The sequence below is a fragment of the Leisingera sp. ANG-Vp genome (genome assembly GCF_000813725.1).
Taxonomy (GTDB): domain Bacteria; phylum Pseudomonadota; class Alphaproteobacteria; order Rhodobacterales; family Rhodobacteraceae; genus Leisingera.
Genome location: NZ_JWLD01000019.1, coordinates 1 through 15341, shown reverse-complemented (window position 1 = coordinate 15341; position 15341 = coordinate 1). Strand labels below are relative to the sequence as shown.

The 15341-nt window shown below is 62.8% G+C and carries 14 protein-coding genes and 3 tRNA genes; 4 read left to right on the top strand and 13 right to left on the bottom strand.

Annotated features, from left to right (window positions below; translation table 11 throughout):
* Positions 1-181: 181 nt before the first annotated feature.
* The 8 genes from RA20_RS07430 to RA20_RS07395 form a co-directional block, all read right to left on the bottom strand.
* Positions 182-1531, bottom strand: a complete 1350-nt coding sequence (locus RA20_RS07430; protein WP_052248876.1) for an amidase — start codon at positions 1529-1531, stop codon at positions 182-184.
* A complete protein-coding gene (locus RA20_RS07425; RefSeq protein WP_039126191.1) occupies positions 1531-2652 on the bottom strand; it encodes an iron-containing alcohol dehydrogenase in 1122 nt (373 codons plus the stop codon). Before RA20_RS07425 ends, RA20_RS07430 begins: the two co-directional genes overlap by 1 nt.
* A gap of 90 nt (positions 2653-2742) precedes the next feature.
* Positions 2743-3909 (bottom strand): VOC family protein, encoded by a 1167-nt coding sequence (locus tag RA20_RS07420; protein ID WP_039126186.1) that lies wholly within the window; start codon positions 3907-3909, stop codon positions 2743-2745.
* Between the two features lie 260 nt (positions 3910-4169).
* Entirely contained in the window at positions 4170-4742 is a 573-nt protein-coding gene (locus tag RA20_RS07415; protein ID WP_039126183.1) for a cytochrome b, read from the bottom strand.
* 109 nt (positions 4743-4851) lie between these two features.
* Positions 4852-5817, bottom strand: a complete 966-nt coding sequence (locus RA20_RS07410; RefSeq protein WP_052248875.1) for an amidohydrolase family protein — start codon at positions 5815-5817, stop codon at positions 4852-4854.
* A 331-nt stretch (positions 5818-6148) separates the two neighbouring features.
* Complete coding sequence (gene pcaF / locus RA20_RS07405) at positions 6149-7351, bottom strand: 3-oxoadipyl-CoA thiolase (protein WP_039126308.1); 1203 nt, start codon at positions 7349-7351, stop codon at positions 6149-6151.
* Positions 7352-7364: 13 nt separating this feature from the next.
* A complete protein-coding gene (locus RA20_RS07400) occupies positions 7365-8051 on the bottom strand; it encodes a 3-oxoacid CoA-transferase subunit B (RefSeq protein WP_039126180.1) in 687 nt (228 codons plus the stop codon).
* Positions 8048-8755: a 3-oxoacid CoA-transferase subunit A gene (locus RA20_RS07395; RefSeq protein ID WP_039126177.1), complete on the bottom strand. Its 708-nt coding sequence runs from the start codon at positions 8753-8755 to the stop codon at positions 8048-8050. Before RA20_RS07395 ends, RA20_RS07400 begins: the two co-directional genes overlap by 4 nt.
* Positions 8756-8886: 131 nt before the next feature.
* Between RA20_RS07395 and RA20_RS07390 the strand changes: the two genes are divergently transcribed.
* Entirely contained in the window at positions 8887-9648 is a 762-nt protein-coding gene (locus RA20_RS07390; RefSeq protein ID WP_039126305.1) for an IclR family transcriptional regulator domain-containing protein, read from the top strand.
* Between the two features lie 144 nt (positions 9649-9792).
* Here the strand turns inward: RA20_RS07390 and RA20_RS07385 are convergent.
* From RA20_RS07385 to RA20_RS07375, 3 genes are all read right to left on the bottom strand, one after another.
* Positions 9793-9867: transfer RNA gene (locus RA20_RS07385), tRNA-Asn, on the bottom strand.
* A gap of 280 nt (positions 9868-10147) precedes the next feature.
* Positions 10148-10222, bottom strand: a tRNA-Asn gene (locus RA20_RS07380).
* A 69-nt stretch (positions 10223-10291) separates the two neighbouring features.
* Complete coding sequence (locus tag RA20_RS07375) at positions 10292-11209, bottom strand: MBL fold metallo-hydrolase (protein WP_039126174.1); 918 nt, start codon at positions 11207-11209, stop codon at positions 10292-10294.
* 84 nt (positions 11210-11293) lie between these two features.
* On the opposite strand from RA20_RS07375, the gene RA20_RS07370 reads away from it, so the two are divergent.
* Together RA20_RS07370 and RA20_RS07365 are read left to right on the top strand one after the other, a co-directional pair.
* Positions 11294-12613, top strand: coding sequence for an ATP-binding protein (locus RA20_RS07370; RefSeq protein WP_039126170.1), 1320 nt, complete (start codon positions 11294-11296; stop codon positions 12611-12613).
* 149 nt (positions 12614-12762) lie between these two features.
* Complete coding sequence (locus RA20_RS07365; protein WP_039126167.1) at positions 12763-13026, top strand: spike base protein, RCAP_Rcc01079 family; 264 nt, start codon at positions 12763-12765, stop codon at positions 13024-13026.
* A 149-nt stretch (positions 13027-13175) separates the two neighbouring features.
* Here the strand turns inward: RA20_RS07365 and RA20_RS07360 are convergent.
* Positions 13176-13251 (bottom strand) — tRNA-Ile (locus RA20_RS07360).
* A gap of 37 nt (positions 13252-13288) precedes the next feature.
* A complete protein-coding gene (locus tag RA20_RS07355; RefSeq protein ID WP_039126164.1) occupies positions 13289-14224 on the bottom strand; it encodes a LysR family transcriptional regulator in 936 nt (311 codons plus the stop codon).
* A gap of 120 nt (positions 14225-14344) precedes the next feature.
* Here RA20_RS07355 and RA20_RS07350 point away from each other — a divergent pair, with 120 nt between their 5' ends.
* Entirely contained in the window at positions 14345-15319 is a 975-nt protein-coding gene (locus RA20_RS07350) for an MBL fold metallo-hydrolase (protein ID WP_039126160.1), read from the top strand.
* The last annotated feature ends 22 nt before the right edge of the window (positions 15320-15341 follow it).

Below are 15341 nucleotides of genomic sequence, written 5' to 3'. Positions count from 1 at the left end.
TGAATTGGCAGCCCGGTGGTATAACCAAGTAATCGCCTCGCCTCCTTCTGTCTGATGCCTGCCAAGGGCAAATTGCGATAGTTGCATTCTAGGCTTACCGGGGCTGACCCGGCGTTCCAGTGTTTTCCTCTTTGTTTTCAAAAATGTAATCCTCGGGCCAAGCGGGCTCGCGCCACGCGTGTCAGGCGGCAGGCTGCAGAATTCCTTCCAGGCGCCTGGCCAGCCCAAGCAGCATTTCATCATTGCCCGACGCGGCAACCAATTGAACGCCAACAGGAAGTTCCGAGCCGGTCAGATGCTGAACTGGCAGGGACAAAGCCGGTGTTCCGGCCAGATTGAAGGGGGCGGTATAGGCCATCAGGACCTGCCGCTCCGATCCGCTCCAGCCGCCGATAGTCAGCTCTGCCTGGCCGCGCAGCGGGGCAGTGCAGGGGCAGGTGGGCAGAATCAGGAAGTCAAACTCTTCGAACAACCGCGCGAGATCGGACTGGAATTGCCAGGTCCGTTTGCGGGCCGATGTCAGGTCGGACACGGATTTTGCCTGCGCCAGTTCGATCCGCGAGGCGGTCTCCGGTTGATAGGTCTCGCGGATGAACTCCGGGTCGTGCAGGGCGCTGTGCTCGGTGCCGGCCTCGACAAGCACAGTGTCAGCAAAGGCATCGAACAGGCCTTCGAACATCTCCGTATCTTGCAAAGGCGTGATGCGGGCCAGCGGCTCCAGCTGCTGGCAGAAGGCTTTAAAGGCGGCGGCGGTCGCCGTATCTGCCGGGACCGGCGGCAGATGGGGTAGCGCGGCAATCCGCAGTTTTTCCGGCGGGCGCTGCGCCTCCAGGCCAAAGACGGCGGATAGCGCAATCACGTCCTCCATCGCGGCGCCAAGGATCCCTGGGTGGTCCAGTGACTTTGCCAGCGGAAAAATCCCTTGCGATGGCAGGCGGTTATACGTCGGCTTGAACCCCACGGTGCCGCACAAAGCCGCCGGGATACGGACTGATCCGCCAGTGTCGGTGCCCAGCCCCGCGCTCACCGCTCCATAGGCGATGGCTGCGGCCATCCCGCCGCTGGAGCCGCCGGGGATCCGGGACTTATCATGCGGGTTGAGGGTGTCGCCGAAAGCCTCGCTGGCGGTGGTGACGCCCCAGGCAAATTCATGAGTCGTGGTCTTGCCTGTGATGACGGCACCCGCCTCGCGCAGAGAACGGACGATGGCGGAATCTCGGATGGGAACATTGCCGACAAAGGCTTGTGAGCCGTAACGTGTTTCGCACCCTGCGGTATCGATCATGTCCTTGACTGCCACCGGCACCCCTTCCAAGGGCCGAGGAGTGCCGTCTTTGTACCGGCGCTCGCTTTCTGCCGCAGCTGCCAGAGCGCCTTTCTTGTCCAGCACCGAGAATGCGTTGATGTCGATCCGGCAGCGTTTGGCACGGGTCAGCGCCTCCCGGGCGGCATCCAACGCACTGATTTCCCCGCATTTGAGCCCGGCGAGGGTTTCGGAGACTGGCAGCGCGCGGTCCTTGCCCCGGAGCATCACCAGATGGCCTCGAGCAGATCGTCCAGTTTTCTCGCCGCATCCCCGCCCAAATCAGCGACTTCGTTGGGATAGCTTTCCCGCAGAAGGCGGGAAACTTCCGGCAGTTTTTCGTCGGACAGGCCGAAAGCGCTGATCCTGCTGGGCAGGCCTAACGAGCGGACCGTTCGTTCAATTCGGTCCGCCAGTGCTGCGGCAGCATTGCCGCGCGCATCGGCGGCCACAAACCCGTTCAGTTTCCCGCCGTACATGTCCGCACAGGCGCGGATCACCGGCGCCAGCGTGATGCACGACGTCATGCTGTGCGGCAGCTCGAATGTGCCGCCCAGGATGTGGCCGATGCGGTGGCTGAGGCCATAGATCATCGAAGCGGGGGTGAAATAGCAGTACCAGCCGCCCAGCTGCAGTTGCACCAGATCCCCGTCCGTAATAAGGCCCTGGGCCAGGGCGTCCTGGGTGCTGAGTTCTGAAGGCCAGCGTTCCAGCACCGACAGGAACCGGTTCACGCCATCAGCGGCGATAATTGCGTGCGGGTGGTCCGCCTCAACCTTCCGCATGCCTTCGACGGCATGGTCGATGCCCTTGATGGCAGAGGACAGCAGCAGCCCGCGCGGTGCGGTGCGCAGCAGCACCGGGTCCAGCGCGACAACCTTGGGCGTTGTCTCCCGCACCGCATAGCTGCGTTTGAACAGCTGCGGGCCGTCGGTTTCGGTGATGCCGAAGTAATGGGAATATTCCGAACCGGAAACCGTGGTCGGCAGGGCAGCGATCGGCAGATAGCGCCCGGTCTCCTGGTAGTGCAGGTATGAGACCGCCTTGGCCGCATCCAGCACCGAGCCGCCGCCAACCGCGATGATCGAGCCCGCGCCTAGCCGTTTGCACGCCTCCAGGGCCGCGCGGATGCCGGTGTCGGGCGCATGGGCGGGCAGGTCGGTGACCAGGCCCAGATGCAGCTCGGCCAGATGCGGCAGCACGTGCTCCTGTGCCAGCGCCTCGAGCACATCGGCGGTAAAGACAACCGGACGGGAGATGCCGAATTCCGGAAACCGGCTCAGAGATGCCGGCAGGCTGTTCTCGCCCCACAGGATTGTTTCTTGCGGCAGGGAAATGAAGTGGCCCATGCTGTGCCTCGCCCTTTGGAAATGGTTGGGAAATTCAAGATGTCAGGCCGGCGGTCGAGGGTGCGCCGCCGGCCTGTCCGCACTTGGCGCTTAGTCCGGCAGCCGGGGAGTGGGCGCCGGCCGCAGCGCCGCGGCGCGTTCGATTTCGGTGCGGTCCGCTTCATGCTCTTCCGACAGGCAGAGCGACTGGCCCAGCGAGTCCGCATCTTCGTCGATGGTGAAGTCCGAAGGCGTGGAGACGGCGCAGATATGCCCATCCGGGTCCAGGAAGTGGAACTGCTGCGAATAGACCGCGTTCTGGATGCCGGAAACCTCGACGCCCGCTTTGATCAGACGGTCGCGCTGGTCGGCCAGGGCGGCGTCGTTTTCCACTTCCAGGGTGAAGTGGTGGGTGAGGCCGGTGCCCAGGCGGCCCTTGGCATAGTTGGGCAGGCCGAAGAAGGTCAGCACCGAGCCCGGCGACAGATCGTCATCGCAGGCGTAATAGTAGTGGGTGCCGCCCTTTTCATCCAGGTAATCGGTTTTCTTGATCAGGTGCAGGCCAACGGTTTCGACAAAGAATTTCTCGGTCCGTTCGGCGTTGCTGGAGATCGAGGTGATGTGGTGGAAGCCGCGCATTGCGTAGTCGCTGGTGATGGTGCTGCAATCATGCGGCCAGGTTTCCGAGGCCACCGCCAGCTCGCTGCGGCCGCCGACCAGGTTTTCCTCCGGCTGCGGGCAGAACTTGGAGCCCAGCACAGCCTCGTCGTGGCCGAAGCCCGGCTCGGAGGTCGCGATTTCGATGATCGCGCCATCCGGGTCGCGCAGATAGATCGCGTGGAAATAGTTGCGGTTGTAGGGGCCGGTGCAGTGGATGCCCATGTCGGTCAGGCGGCGCTTCCACTTCAAAAGGCCGTTGCGGTTCGGCACATGCAGTGCCAGGTGGTGGTTGGTGCCCGCGCCCCAGCGGCCCTTGGGATCGCCGACGCGCGGGTTGGCAACGCCGTCCTTGGTAGCGTCCGGGTCCACAAAGCCCTTTTCCGGCATCATGTAGAAGATCGGGTTCCACTCGACATAGGTCACGGTCTCGGTGCGCTTGGGCTCGCCGGGGAACTGCTCAAAGCCGAAGGTGACCACCGGCAGATGGGCATCATTGTGATGCACGGTGCGCTTCAGCACCTTCATTCCCAGCGCCTTGGTATAGAACTCTTCCGAGCGCCGGATGTTGGAGCAAACGAAAGTCTGGCTGTTGACGCCATTAATCGTCATGTTGTTCATGGGTTTTCTCCTGATTTCATGGGGCTATGCCCATATCTGGTTGGTTCGCGCACACGGGGCATTGGCCGCGTGGCCGGAGGGTCAGTCCGCGCGTGTCGGGTGTTTCGGGTTCTCGAAGCGGTCTTGGTTCGGGGCGCTGGCGGCCGGGGCAATGGACCGTTGCGGGCCAGGCGCTGGCAGAGGGCAGGGCGGGTAAGGTTTCAGCTGGCAGGCTTTGGGGGAGGCGATGGCCTAAAGCGGTCATCGCCGGAGTTTTGCAGTTATTCGGCTTCGGACTCTTTGCCGATGCCCATCCGCGGCAGAACGTCATGCCCTTCCATGCGGTGTTTGATGACGGCCGCGATGTGGACAACAACCACCGCCAGCATCGTGTAGGCGACCCAAAGGTGCCAGGTGGCCAGTAGGTTCTCGAGCACTTCGCTTTCGATGGTCGGGAACAGTTTGGGCATCTCAATGCCGCCCCACCAGGTTACGCCGTGGCCGCCGAAATCGGTCTCGGCCCAGCCGATGAATACTGCCAAGGCCGGCAGGATGTAGAGCAGCGCATGGCCGATCTTGGAGCCTTTGGCCTCCAGCGGCGACAGCCCTTCGGGCTCGGCTGGGCGCGGTGCTGTCAGCAAGAGCACAAAGCGCCAGATCAGCAGCATGCCGATGGTCACGCCGGTCCAGATGTGCAGGTCGAACAGGGTCTCCTGCAGCGGGCTGTCTTCTTCGACAAGTTCCACCATCGAGTAGCCGCAGACCCACATGAAGAGAAAGCCTGCTGCCATCAGCCAGTGCAGCATCCGCGCTGTCTTGCTGTATTTGGTGACCGTTTGGTCTGTTGTCGCCATCTTCCTATCCTCCCTGGGTAGCGGCTGTCGTTTAGATGCACCGATTGGTTCTGCGCCCGGGGCACGGGGCAGATGGGCCAACCGGCAGGGCCGGGATGAGATCCGGCGGCTAGAAGGGGCCGATTTTCAGCAGCTTCTCGGCGTTTTTGTGGGCGATCTTCTCTTTGGTGGCCGCGGGCAGATCCACGGCGTGGAACCAGTCGGCCCCCAGCTTGTTGCTGACAAAGGGATAGTCGACCGAGAACATCACCCGGTCCTCGCCCATCACCGACAGCGCCAGGCGCAGCAGGTCATCGGAGAAGAAGGCACTGGTTGTGATCCAGAAATTATCGTTGAAGTACTGCTGGACAGGTTTCTGCAGCTTGCCCTTGGTGATCGCGGTCAGGTCGTCGCCGAAGCGGTAGTAGTAGAAGGGGATCGCCTCGCCCATATGGCCGATGATGATTTGCAGGTTCGGGTATTTGTCAAAGATCCCGCGGCAGACCAGGCGCAGCGAGCAGATGGCCACTTCCTGGTGCCAGCCATAGCCCGGCCCGCTGAGGATGTTGCTAACCCATTGGTCGTCCAGGTCGTTGTAGTAAAGGTCCTTGGCCGCATCGGTGGCAAAGTTCGGGTGGATGTAGATCGGCACGCCCAGGGCTTCGGCCCGTTCCAGCAGCGGTGCATACATCGGGTCGTCCAGGAACTTTCCGTTGGTGAAGCCATAGACCATGGTGCCGAGGAAGCCGTAGTCGCGCACAGTGCGCTCCAGTTCATCAGCTGAGGCCTCAGGCGAGGCCAGCGGCAGCACCGAGAAGGCGCGGAACCGGTCCGGGTAGGCAGGGATTACCTCTTTCGCCAGCCAATCGTTGATCTTGCGGGCAAAGGCGATGCCTTCCTCGCCGGGCAGGTTCTGGGCGCCGGGGGTCAGCGCCGACAGCACTTGCATGTCGATTCCGGCCTCATCCATATGGGCAATCCGGCCCGCGCCAACATCGTTGATATCGAACCGGGGATAGCCTTTGGCAAACTTGATGCCGTTCAGCTCTTGCATCTCGGGGGTCGCGAAGTGCTCCTCCAGACCAATCAAGAACATATTTGTCTCCTTACGAGCCTTCTGCCGCGGATTTGGCTGCCATCTGACAGCCCCTCCGGACCCTGTGTTAAGCTCCGGACGCCGGTGGATAGCCCTGCGCCCGGAGTTGGCCTGTCCTGCACGCCGCCACGCAGATGCGGTGCGCCGAGACCGGCCGTTTCCCAGGCTACCTATGAATGAGGGGCTGCGGTCAGTCGATTGAATGTTGGGACCGGCAGCTTGTGCCTTTGGTTATATGCCTTTGTTTCTAACGGCTTGTGCTTGAACAGCAGAAAGGCCCCGCCGGAAACCGGCAGGGCCTTGGGACGCGCGGGACTGTTTCAGAGCCGGGTCACACCCGTTCCAGCGCGATGGCAATGCCCTGGCCGACGCCGATGCACATGGTGCTGAGGGAACGCTTGGCGCCATTCAGGGACAGCTCCAGCGCGGCGGTGCCGGTGATGCGGGCTCCGGACATGCCCAGCGGGTGGCCAAGCGCAATGGCGCCGCCGTTGGGGTTCACCCGCGGATCGCCGTCCGTAATGCCCAAGGCGCGCAGGGTGGCAAGGCCCTGGCTGGCGAAGGCCTCATTCAGCTCGATCACGTCGAAAGCCGCGTGGGTCAGCCCCAGCCGCTGCATCAGTTTCTTCGAGGCGGGTGCTGGGCCAAATCCCATGATCCGGGGCGCAACGCCAGCTGCCGCGCCGCCCAGTACCCTGGCGATAGGGGTGAGCCCGTGCGCCTTGACCGCCGCTTCCGAGGCCAGGATCAGCGCCGCGGCGCCGTCGTTCACACCCGAGGCATTGCCCGCCGTCACACTGCCGCCCTCGCGGAATGGAGCGCGCAGTTTAGCGAGGGCTTCCAGCGTGGTGCCGGGGCGGGGGTGCTCGTCTGCCTCAACGGTGACTGGTTCGCCTTTGCGCTGGGGTATAACCACCGGGGTGATCTCCTGTGCGAGGCGCCCGCTGGCCTGTGCCGCCCCCGCCTTCTGCTGCGAGCGCAGGGCAAAGGCGTCCTGATCGGCACGGCTGATGCCGAATTCTTCGGCTACGTTCTCGGCGGTTTCCGGCATTGAGTCGACGCCGTATTGCGCCTTCATCAGCGGGTTGATGAAGCGCCAGCCAATGGTGGTGTCATGCACCTCATTGGCACGCGAGAAGGCCGCTCCGGCTTTGGGCATCACAAATGGCGCGCGGGTCATGCTCTCGACGCCGCCGGCAATCACCAGATCCGCCTCGCCGGCCTTGATGGCACGGGCCGCAGTGATCACCGCATCCATGCCCGAGCCGCAGAGCCGGTTCATGGTGGTGCCGGGCACGCTGTCAGGGAGCCCCGCCAGCAGCGCCGACATGCGGGCGACGTTGCGGTTGTCCTCGCCGGCCTGGTTGGCGCAGCCAAAGATCACCTCGTCCACCTGGGCCCAATCGATATCATGTTTGGCTATCAGGGCTTTCAGCGGCACCGCGCCCAAATCGTCGGCCCGCACTTGGGCCAGCGTGCCGCCAAAGCGGCCGATGGGGGTGCGGATGTAGTCGCAGATGTAAACCTCTTGCATCATCAGCCTCCTGTTACAGTGCGGGAACAATCAAGTCGCGGACAGTTCCGTCGACCTTGAGTTCGGCACCGGTCACTGCCTGCAGATCGTCAAAATAGATCGCCGGAAGTTTCTCGCGCAGGACAAAGCGGCCGTCTTCGATGTCGATCACAGCCAGCGAAGTATAGACCCGGGTCACGCAGCCCACACCGGTGAGCGGCATGGTGCAGGCGGCCATCAGCTTAGGCTCACCCTTTTTGGTGATGTGATCGGTGATCACAGCCACCCGCTTGGCGCCATGCACCAGGTCCATGGCGCCGCCGACCGCAGGCACCCCGCCTTTGCCGGTGGACCAATTCGCCAGATCGCCGTTCTGCGCCACCTGATAGGCGCCAAGGATGGCCACATCCAGATGGCCGCCGCGCACCATGGCAAAGCTGTCCGCGTGGTGAAAGAACGTCGAACCCGGCTTCAGCGTGATCGCCTTCTTGCCCGCGTTGATCAGGTCCCAGTCTTCTTCGCCTGCCTCCGGCGCCTCTCCAAAGCCGAGCACGCCGTTCTCGGTGTGAAAGACGGCTTCCCGCCCGGCAGGCTGGAACTTGGCCACCATCTCGGGGAAGCCGATGCCGAGATTCACATAGGCGCCGTCCTCGATGTCCTGCGCCGCGCGCCAGGCAATCTGCGCGTTGGAAAGCTTGATGTCGTTGATGGCTGCGCTCATGGGTAGACGGCCTCCTGCCGGTTGAGGATCTCTTCCTGCTGCGGAATGGCCGCCTCAGTGACGCTGTTTACAAAGATGCCGGGGGTGACCACCTGTTCCGGGTCGATGCCGCCCGGCGGCACGATGCGCGAGACCTGGGCAATCGTATGCTTCGCCGCCGTCGCCATCAGCGGATTGAAGTTGCGCGCCGCCATCCGGTAAGTGAGGTTGCCCATCGGGTCGCCCAGCTCGCCTTTGATCAGGGCAAAATCCGCTTTCAGCCAGCGTTCCTGCACATATTGGCGGCCGTCGAATTCCGCCACCGGCTTGCCCTTGGCCAGATCGGTGCCAAAGCTGGTTGGCGTGTAAAACGCCGGGATGCCGGCGCCGCCCGCGCGGATGCGTTCGGCTAGGGTGCCCTGGGGCACCAGCTCCAGTTCAATTCCGCCCGCCAGATAGAGATCTGTGAACACCTTGGGGTCGGCGGAGCGCGGGAAGGAGCAGATCATCTTCCGCACCATGCCCTGTTCGATCATCGCGGCAATGCCGACATGGCCGTTGCCTGCGTTGTTGTTGATCACGGTGAGGTCCTTGGGCCCTTTGTCGATCAATGCGTGGATCAGCTCTATCGGCGCACCTGACCCTCCAAACCCTCCGATCATTACCGTTGCGCCATCCTGGATGGGCGCAACTGCTTCCGCCAATGCGGCGACTGTCTTGTCCATTGTTTCTCCTGTTCCTGTGCTGCCCGGGGCGGGCAGGGGTGATGGCAGGAAGGTAGGCAGCCGTATTCGGACGGGCGAGGAATGTTGTTCGGATATTGATTTTTGTTCAATTTGCACACAAAGATGTTCACATGATGAACAAATCAACAGACTTCGTCGCGTCTTTGGCCAAGGGGCTGCGGGTGATTGAAGCGTTTCACGCGGAAAAGCCGCGACTCAGCATTACTGACGTCGCGCAGGAAACCGGACTGGACCGGGCCACTGCCCGGCGCTGCCTGCTGACTTTGGCTGAGCTGGGATATGCCGATTACGATGGCAAATTCTTCTCGCTGACGCCGCGCATCCTGCGGCTGGGCGTTGCTGCGCTGGCCTCCATGCCGCTGCCGCAGATTGTGCAGCCCTGGCTGGACCAGCTTTCCGAACGGGTAGGCCAATCCTGTTCGGTGGCAATCCTGGAAGGGACCGAAATCCTGTACGTGGCCCGCGCCGCGCAGCGGCGGGTGATGTCGATCGGGCTGATGCCGGGCTCACGGCTGCCGGCCTTTTGTACCTCGATGGGTCGGGTGCTGCTGGCAGCCTTGCCCAGGGATGGAGCGAGGAAGATCATCGAACAGTCCGACCTGTCGCCGCGGACGCCGAACAGTCTGACAGGGGTCTCTGAACTGATGCAGGAACTCGACCATGTCCGGCTGCAAGGATATGCCCTGGTCGACCAGGAGGTCGAGCTTGGCCTGCGTTCTCTATCGGTGCCCATTCTCAACCAGCGCGGCGACACCGTGGCAGCGCTGAACATCGGCTTGGCCGCCTTGCAGCCGGGGGCGGCTTCGGTGGTGTCAGACTACCTCGAAGACCTTTTGCGGGTGCAGGCTGGACTGAAGCGGGTCTTTGGGTAAGCGGCCTGAAAGCGAAGGGAAAGGACGCGTTGAAAGGGAGCAGAGCGCGGGCGGGCAGCGGCGTTTGAATAGGCAGGGTAAAAAACAAAAGCGCCCCATTGTGGAGCGCTTTGTCGTTTTCTTCCAACCTCTTAAGAGGGAGGTTGGCTCCGGCGGTAGGGATCGAACCTACGACCAATTGATTAACAGTCAACTGCTCTACCGCTGAGCTACGCCGGAATGTGAGGCGTCGTATAGAAGGTCCAATCTGCGGCGTCCAGAGAAAAATTCGCTTTCCCCGTGATTTTTTTGAAGCGGTAAAATGCAGTGCGGAACAGAGCGGTCCAAGGTCCAACTCCGCCGTTTGGCAGCGGTCCGGACAGGGCGAGTTTTGTACGGTCCTAGCTGCTGAGAAACCCGCGGAAACTGCCAGGGAAACCCGCCGGGCAGTCAGCGGAAGGCATTAAAGCACATCCATGCGCACGGCGGCAAAAGCCCTGTGTTTTCATTTGCTTGGAAATGGCTCCGGCGGTAGGGATCGAACCTACGACCAATTGATTAACAGTCAACTGCTCTACCGCTGAGCTACGCCGGAACGGTCTGTGCCGTATAGCGCCCCCCGCAACAGGCGTCCAGAGGGGCGGGGAAAGTTTTTTGAAAAAATTCAGCGGCTCTGAAGCTCAAAGACAGCCGTAGCGGACAGCGGACCTTGCGGCGCTGCCAGAGCGCGGGCGGTGAGGTCCACCAGATGAGCAAAGACATTGCGCTCTGCAGCTTTCATCAGCGCAGACGGAGTATCGGTATAGATCTCCACTGCCAGCGCGCGGGCGGTTGCAGGCGTTTTCGCCAACGCCTGCAGAATCGCGGCCTCGCGCGATTCCCGGTGCGCAATCAGCCAGTCGAGCCGCCCGGCAGGATCTGTCACAGGCGCACCATGACCAGGGTGGAAGACGCGCCATTCACGCGCCCGCAGGCGGCGGCAGGACGCCATGAAATCGGTCAGGTCGCCATCCGGCGGAGACACCAGCGAACTGGCCCAGCCCATGACGTGGTCGGCGGTGAAACAGGCGTCACCCCAAGCAAGTGCAATGTGGTTGCCCAAATGCCCGGGAGTGTGGATCACTTCCAAGGCCCAATCGTCGCCTTGGATGATTTCACCGTCCCCAACGGCAATGTCCGGCGCGAAACCTGTGTCGATTCCCTCGCCGCCGCCGGCCAGCCCGTCTGCAGCCAGCTGTGCCATCACTGCGCTGCGCCCGGCCTCCGGCCCGCCGAAAGCAAAAACGGGTGCGCCGGTGGCCTGGCTCAGGGCAGGGGCCAGCGGGGAATGGTCCAAGTGGCTGTGTGTCACGATGATATGGCTGATCCTCTGGCCGGGCTGCACTGCCGCCAGGATCGCTGCGAGATGTGCTTGCGAATCCGGACCGGGATCGATCACCGCCAGACTGCGGCCGCCCAGCAAATAGGTATTGGTGCCGCGGTAGGTCATCGGCAGGGGATTCGGCGCCAGAATGCGGCGCAGGCCGGGTTCCAGTTCCTCAGCGTTCCCGGGGGCCGGGTTGAAATCATCTGGTGCCTGCATTGGTCTTGCCCCTCGTCTGTTTTCCTGGCCGGTTTGCACCCGGAGCATCTTTCCTCTTTTCCAAGCGCCCGATAGGTTTAGCTCATGTTCTTCAAATGGCTCAAACGATATATGCCGCGCAGCCTCTATGCCCGGGCCGCGCTTATCCTGGTGTTGCCGATCGTGGCGCTGCAGATCGTGGTTTCGGTTGTGTTCATCAAGCGCGACCTCGAGGACGTCACCGTGCAGATGACCGGGACGATCCTGCGGGAGGTGGTGATGCTGCAGCAGGTCATGGCTGGGGAGCCAAACCAGGAAGCGGCACTGTCTCAGGTTGCTCCGCTGCTTCAGCCGCTGAAGATGCAGGCCCGGTTTCTGGCGCCGGATGCTCCGCCGCCGCACAACGAGTTCACCTTCGACGAATTCTCCGGCCGGGTTGTGGGGAGGCAGCTGGAGGAATCGCTTCCGGCATTCCTGGCTGTCCGATTCCCTGCTGACAGCACAGTGCATATCTATTTCGAGACGGTGCACGGACCGATGGTGCTGAGCTTTGACCGCCGCCGCCTGACCGCTGCCGCTCCGCATCAGCTGATCGTTACCATGGCGCTGTTCGGCTTTCTGATGATGCTGATCTCCTTTCTCTACATGCGCAACCAGCTGCGTCCGATCAAGCGTTTGGCCAATGCTGCCGAGGCGTTCGGACGCGGGCGGGCGGTGCCGTATTCCCCGTCCGGCGCCCTGGAGGTCCGGGCTGCGGGCAGTGCCTTTCTTGATATGCGGGCACGGATCGAGCGCCAGATCGAACAGCGCACCCTCATGCTGTCTGGCGTGAGCCATGATTTGCGCACGCCGCTGACACGCATGAAGCTGGAACTGGCGCTGCTGGATGAGGAGGAGGCCGCGCCAATGCTGCGCGACGTCGATGAGATGCAGGCGTTGCTGGATGCCTTTCTTGATTTCTCCCGCGGTGCAGCGGTCAGCGAACCGGAACTGGTAGATCCGCAAAAACTGATCCGCACCATCGCCGCCGACTGGCAGCGCCAGGAAAGACAGGTGGTGCTTGGCGAAATGTCCGGTGAGGGCGAGGTGATGCTGCGGCGCCAGCCGATGCGGCGGGCGGTGGAGAATCTGATATCCAATGCCGTGCGCTATGGGTCGCAGGCGCGGGTCTCGGTGGCGCTGACCGACCGTTCGATGCGGATCCGGGTCGAGGACGACGGCCCGGGCATCCCGGCTGAACAGCGCGGGGATGCGGTCCGCCCGTTTACCCGGCTGGATCCGGCGCGCAACCAGAACCGGGGCTCCGGGGTCGGGCTGGGGCTGGCGATTGTGGCCGACACGGCGCGGGCCCATGGCGGCACTCTGCGCCTGGGCGAGAGCCTTAAGCTGGGCGGTTTGAAGGCGGATATCGTAATTGCCCGCTAAGCGGCCCTGGTGCGCGGTTCCGCAGGCGGGCCCGTTGCGCCGCCGCTGCAATGGGCGCACGCCTGCTTTTCCCAATTTTCTTTCTTTGCAGGTATCACCTGGATCCCGGGCAGCTTGCTCCGGAACGAAACACTGCTGGGAGTCCCCAAATGCCGCAGATTGATCCATTTGCACATTACCGCCGCGGGCTGGAAAGCCCCGTTACCCATCACTTGGCAATTACGCCCCAGAACGGAGTGGACCTGCCGGTCCGGCCCCGGGTGCTGCGGGTACTGACTTCGGGTGATCTGGTGCTGCGCGACGAGGCCGGCACTGTCATCACCTATGCCGTGGAAGCGGGCGAAACCATCGGTTTCTCCGCTGTCGGAGTTGAGGCCGCTGGAACCACGGCGACCGTTGCTGGGTGGTATTGAGCCAGGGCGCTCCGCCGGGGCCGCAGCACGCTGTCCCGGCTTGTCTGCGCAGGCCTGTTTAATGAAACAGTCCGTCTTGCACGCAAAAGCCTGTGCAGCTGCTTTGACAGGGTAATGCCCGGCAGATTGCAAATGACTGATTGGCAGGATGGTAGGCCCGGCAGGATTCGAACCTGCAACCAAAGCGTTATGAGCGCTCTGCTCTAACCGTTGAGCTACAGGCCCGCCATAGGCTTGTGGTTAGGAAATGGGGCGGGGGAGGTCAAGCGGTGATTGCAGGGCGGGCAGGTGAAACCGCCCTTGCGGACCGCTGCAAGGCTTCCAGGCGCAAGGTGGTGTTTTTGATAATCAGGTCGCGGCGCCGGTCGGGCGTGTGGCGCGACGGGTAGACGGCAAAGACGTCTTTGAGCGGTGCCTCGTAGTCAGGCAGTACCTGTTCATATGCGCCTGAGGCCAAATGCTCTTCAATCATAAAGCGCGGCGCGCGGGTAAATCCGGATCCGCTGCTGACAGCGCGCATGATCAGATCGGGGTCGTCAGCGGTGAACCCCACTTGCACCGGGGCCAGGTGCTCTTGCCCGCCGCGGCTGAGCGGGAAGAAACCTTTGGTCTGGTCTTCGTGGTGCTGAATGAACTTGAGCCGCTGCAGCTGCTCCGGGGATTGCGGACGGCCTTCGCGGTCAAGATACTCTGGAGTGGCAAACATGACGGTTTCCAGCGCCGAGATCTTGCGCCCGAACCCGTCGGTGTCGCCCAGTTGCCCGGTGCGGATGGCCAGGTCGTACCCCTCGCGCACCACATCGACCAGCCGGTCCTCCAGCCGCATCACGATATTCAGGTCAGGATGCTCTTGGTCCATGCCGACCAGCATCGGGCCGATCACGCTGCGGCCCAGGAAGGAGTTAACGCTGATCCGGAAGGTGCCGGAGACGCTGCCTTCCAGTGCGTCCAGTTCCGCAGTCATGCGGTTATAGCCCGTGAGCAGGGACTGAGCGTGGCTGTAGATCAGATCTCCGGCGCGGGTGGCATGAATGCCCTTGGCGCTGCGGTGCAGCAGCTGCTGGCCGATCAGGCCTTCCAGCTGCTTGATTTGCTGGCTGACGGCGGATTGGGTGATGCCGCGGCGCCGGGCTGCCTTGTTCAGGCTGCCTTCATCCAGGGCGATTGCAAAGGTTTCCAGGAGGGTCAGCCTGTCCATATCGATCCTATAAGCATTGCTGATAACTGGTATCGAAACTGCTTGGCTGCAAGAACCGGAACCGCAGGGTTATCTCCGGAATGCAGGAAAATTCTCCTCAATCGGATATCGGAGTTTCTTATGACAATCAATCGCAGGGTGTTTTTGACCGGACTGGCAGCCGCACCGGCAGCAGCGGCTGCCGCGGGCACCGCAGGCAGCGCATTTGCCGCAGAAGGGGCAGCCACTGCTGCGCCCGTACTTCATTCCTTTACTCTGGGGGATGCCAGGGTCACCGTTCTGCTGGACGGGCATCTGCCCTTGGGAACGCAGCTGTTCAACGGCTACGAAGCTGCCAAAGCCGAACAGGTGCTGGCACAGGGACTGCACCGGCTGCAAAACGATGCGCTGCAGATCCCGGTCAATGGCTATCTGGTCGAGCGTGCCGGGCAGACGCTGCTGATCGACACCGGCACGGCGCAGCTGATGGGGCCGGGGCTTGGCGCGCTGGGCGCTGGGCTTGCGGCCGCCGGGGTGGCACCTGAGGCCATTGATACGGTGCTGCTGACCCATATCCATCCCGACCACGCAGGCGGGCTGATTGCTGCGGACGGCTCTGCCGTCTTTGCGAACGCCGAGCTGGTGGCGGCGCAGCGGGAGTGGGACTTCTGGCATGATGACGCCATTCTGGCGGGCGTGCCGGAAAGCAGCCGCGGCTTCTTTGAAATGGCGCGCCGCTCGGTTGCGCCTTATGCAGACCGGCTGAAGCTGCTGCAGGGGGAAACAGAGGCCGTGCCCGGCTTCACCGCGTTGGAGCTGCCGGGCCACACGCCGGGGCATACCGGCTTCATGCTGGATGCCGGCGGCGAGGGGCTGCTGTTCTGGGGCGACCTGATCCACAGCACCGCTTTGCAGTTTGCTTTGCCGGAATGGACCATCGCCTTTGACACCGACCCGGCGCAAACTGTTCAGACCCGGCGGCAGATGCTGGACCGGGCAGCGGCAGACAATCTGCTGGTGACGGGCGCACATCTGGACTTTCCGGCACTGGGGCGGGTGCTGCGTCAGGGCGAGGCGTTTGCCTATCAGGCGGCCCCCTGGCAGTTCGGTCTCTGAGGCCCGGAAAACGTCTTGAAAA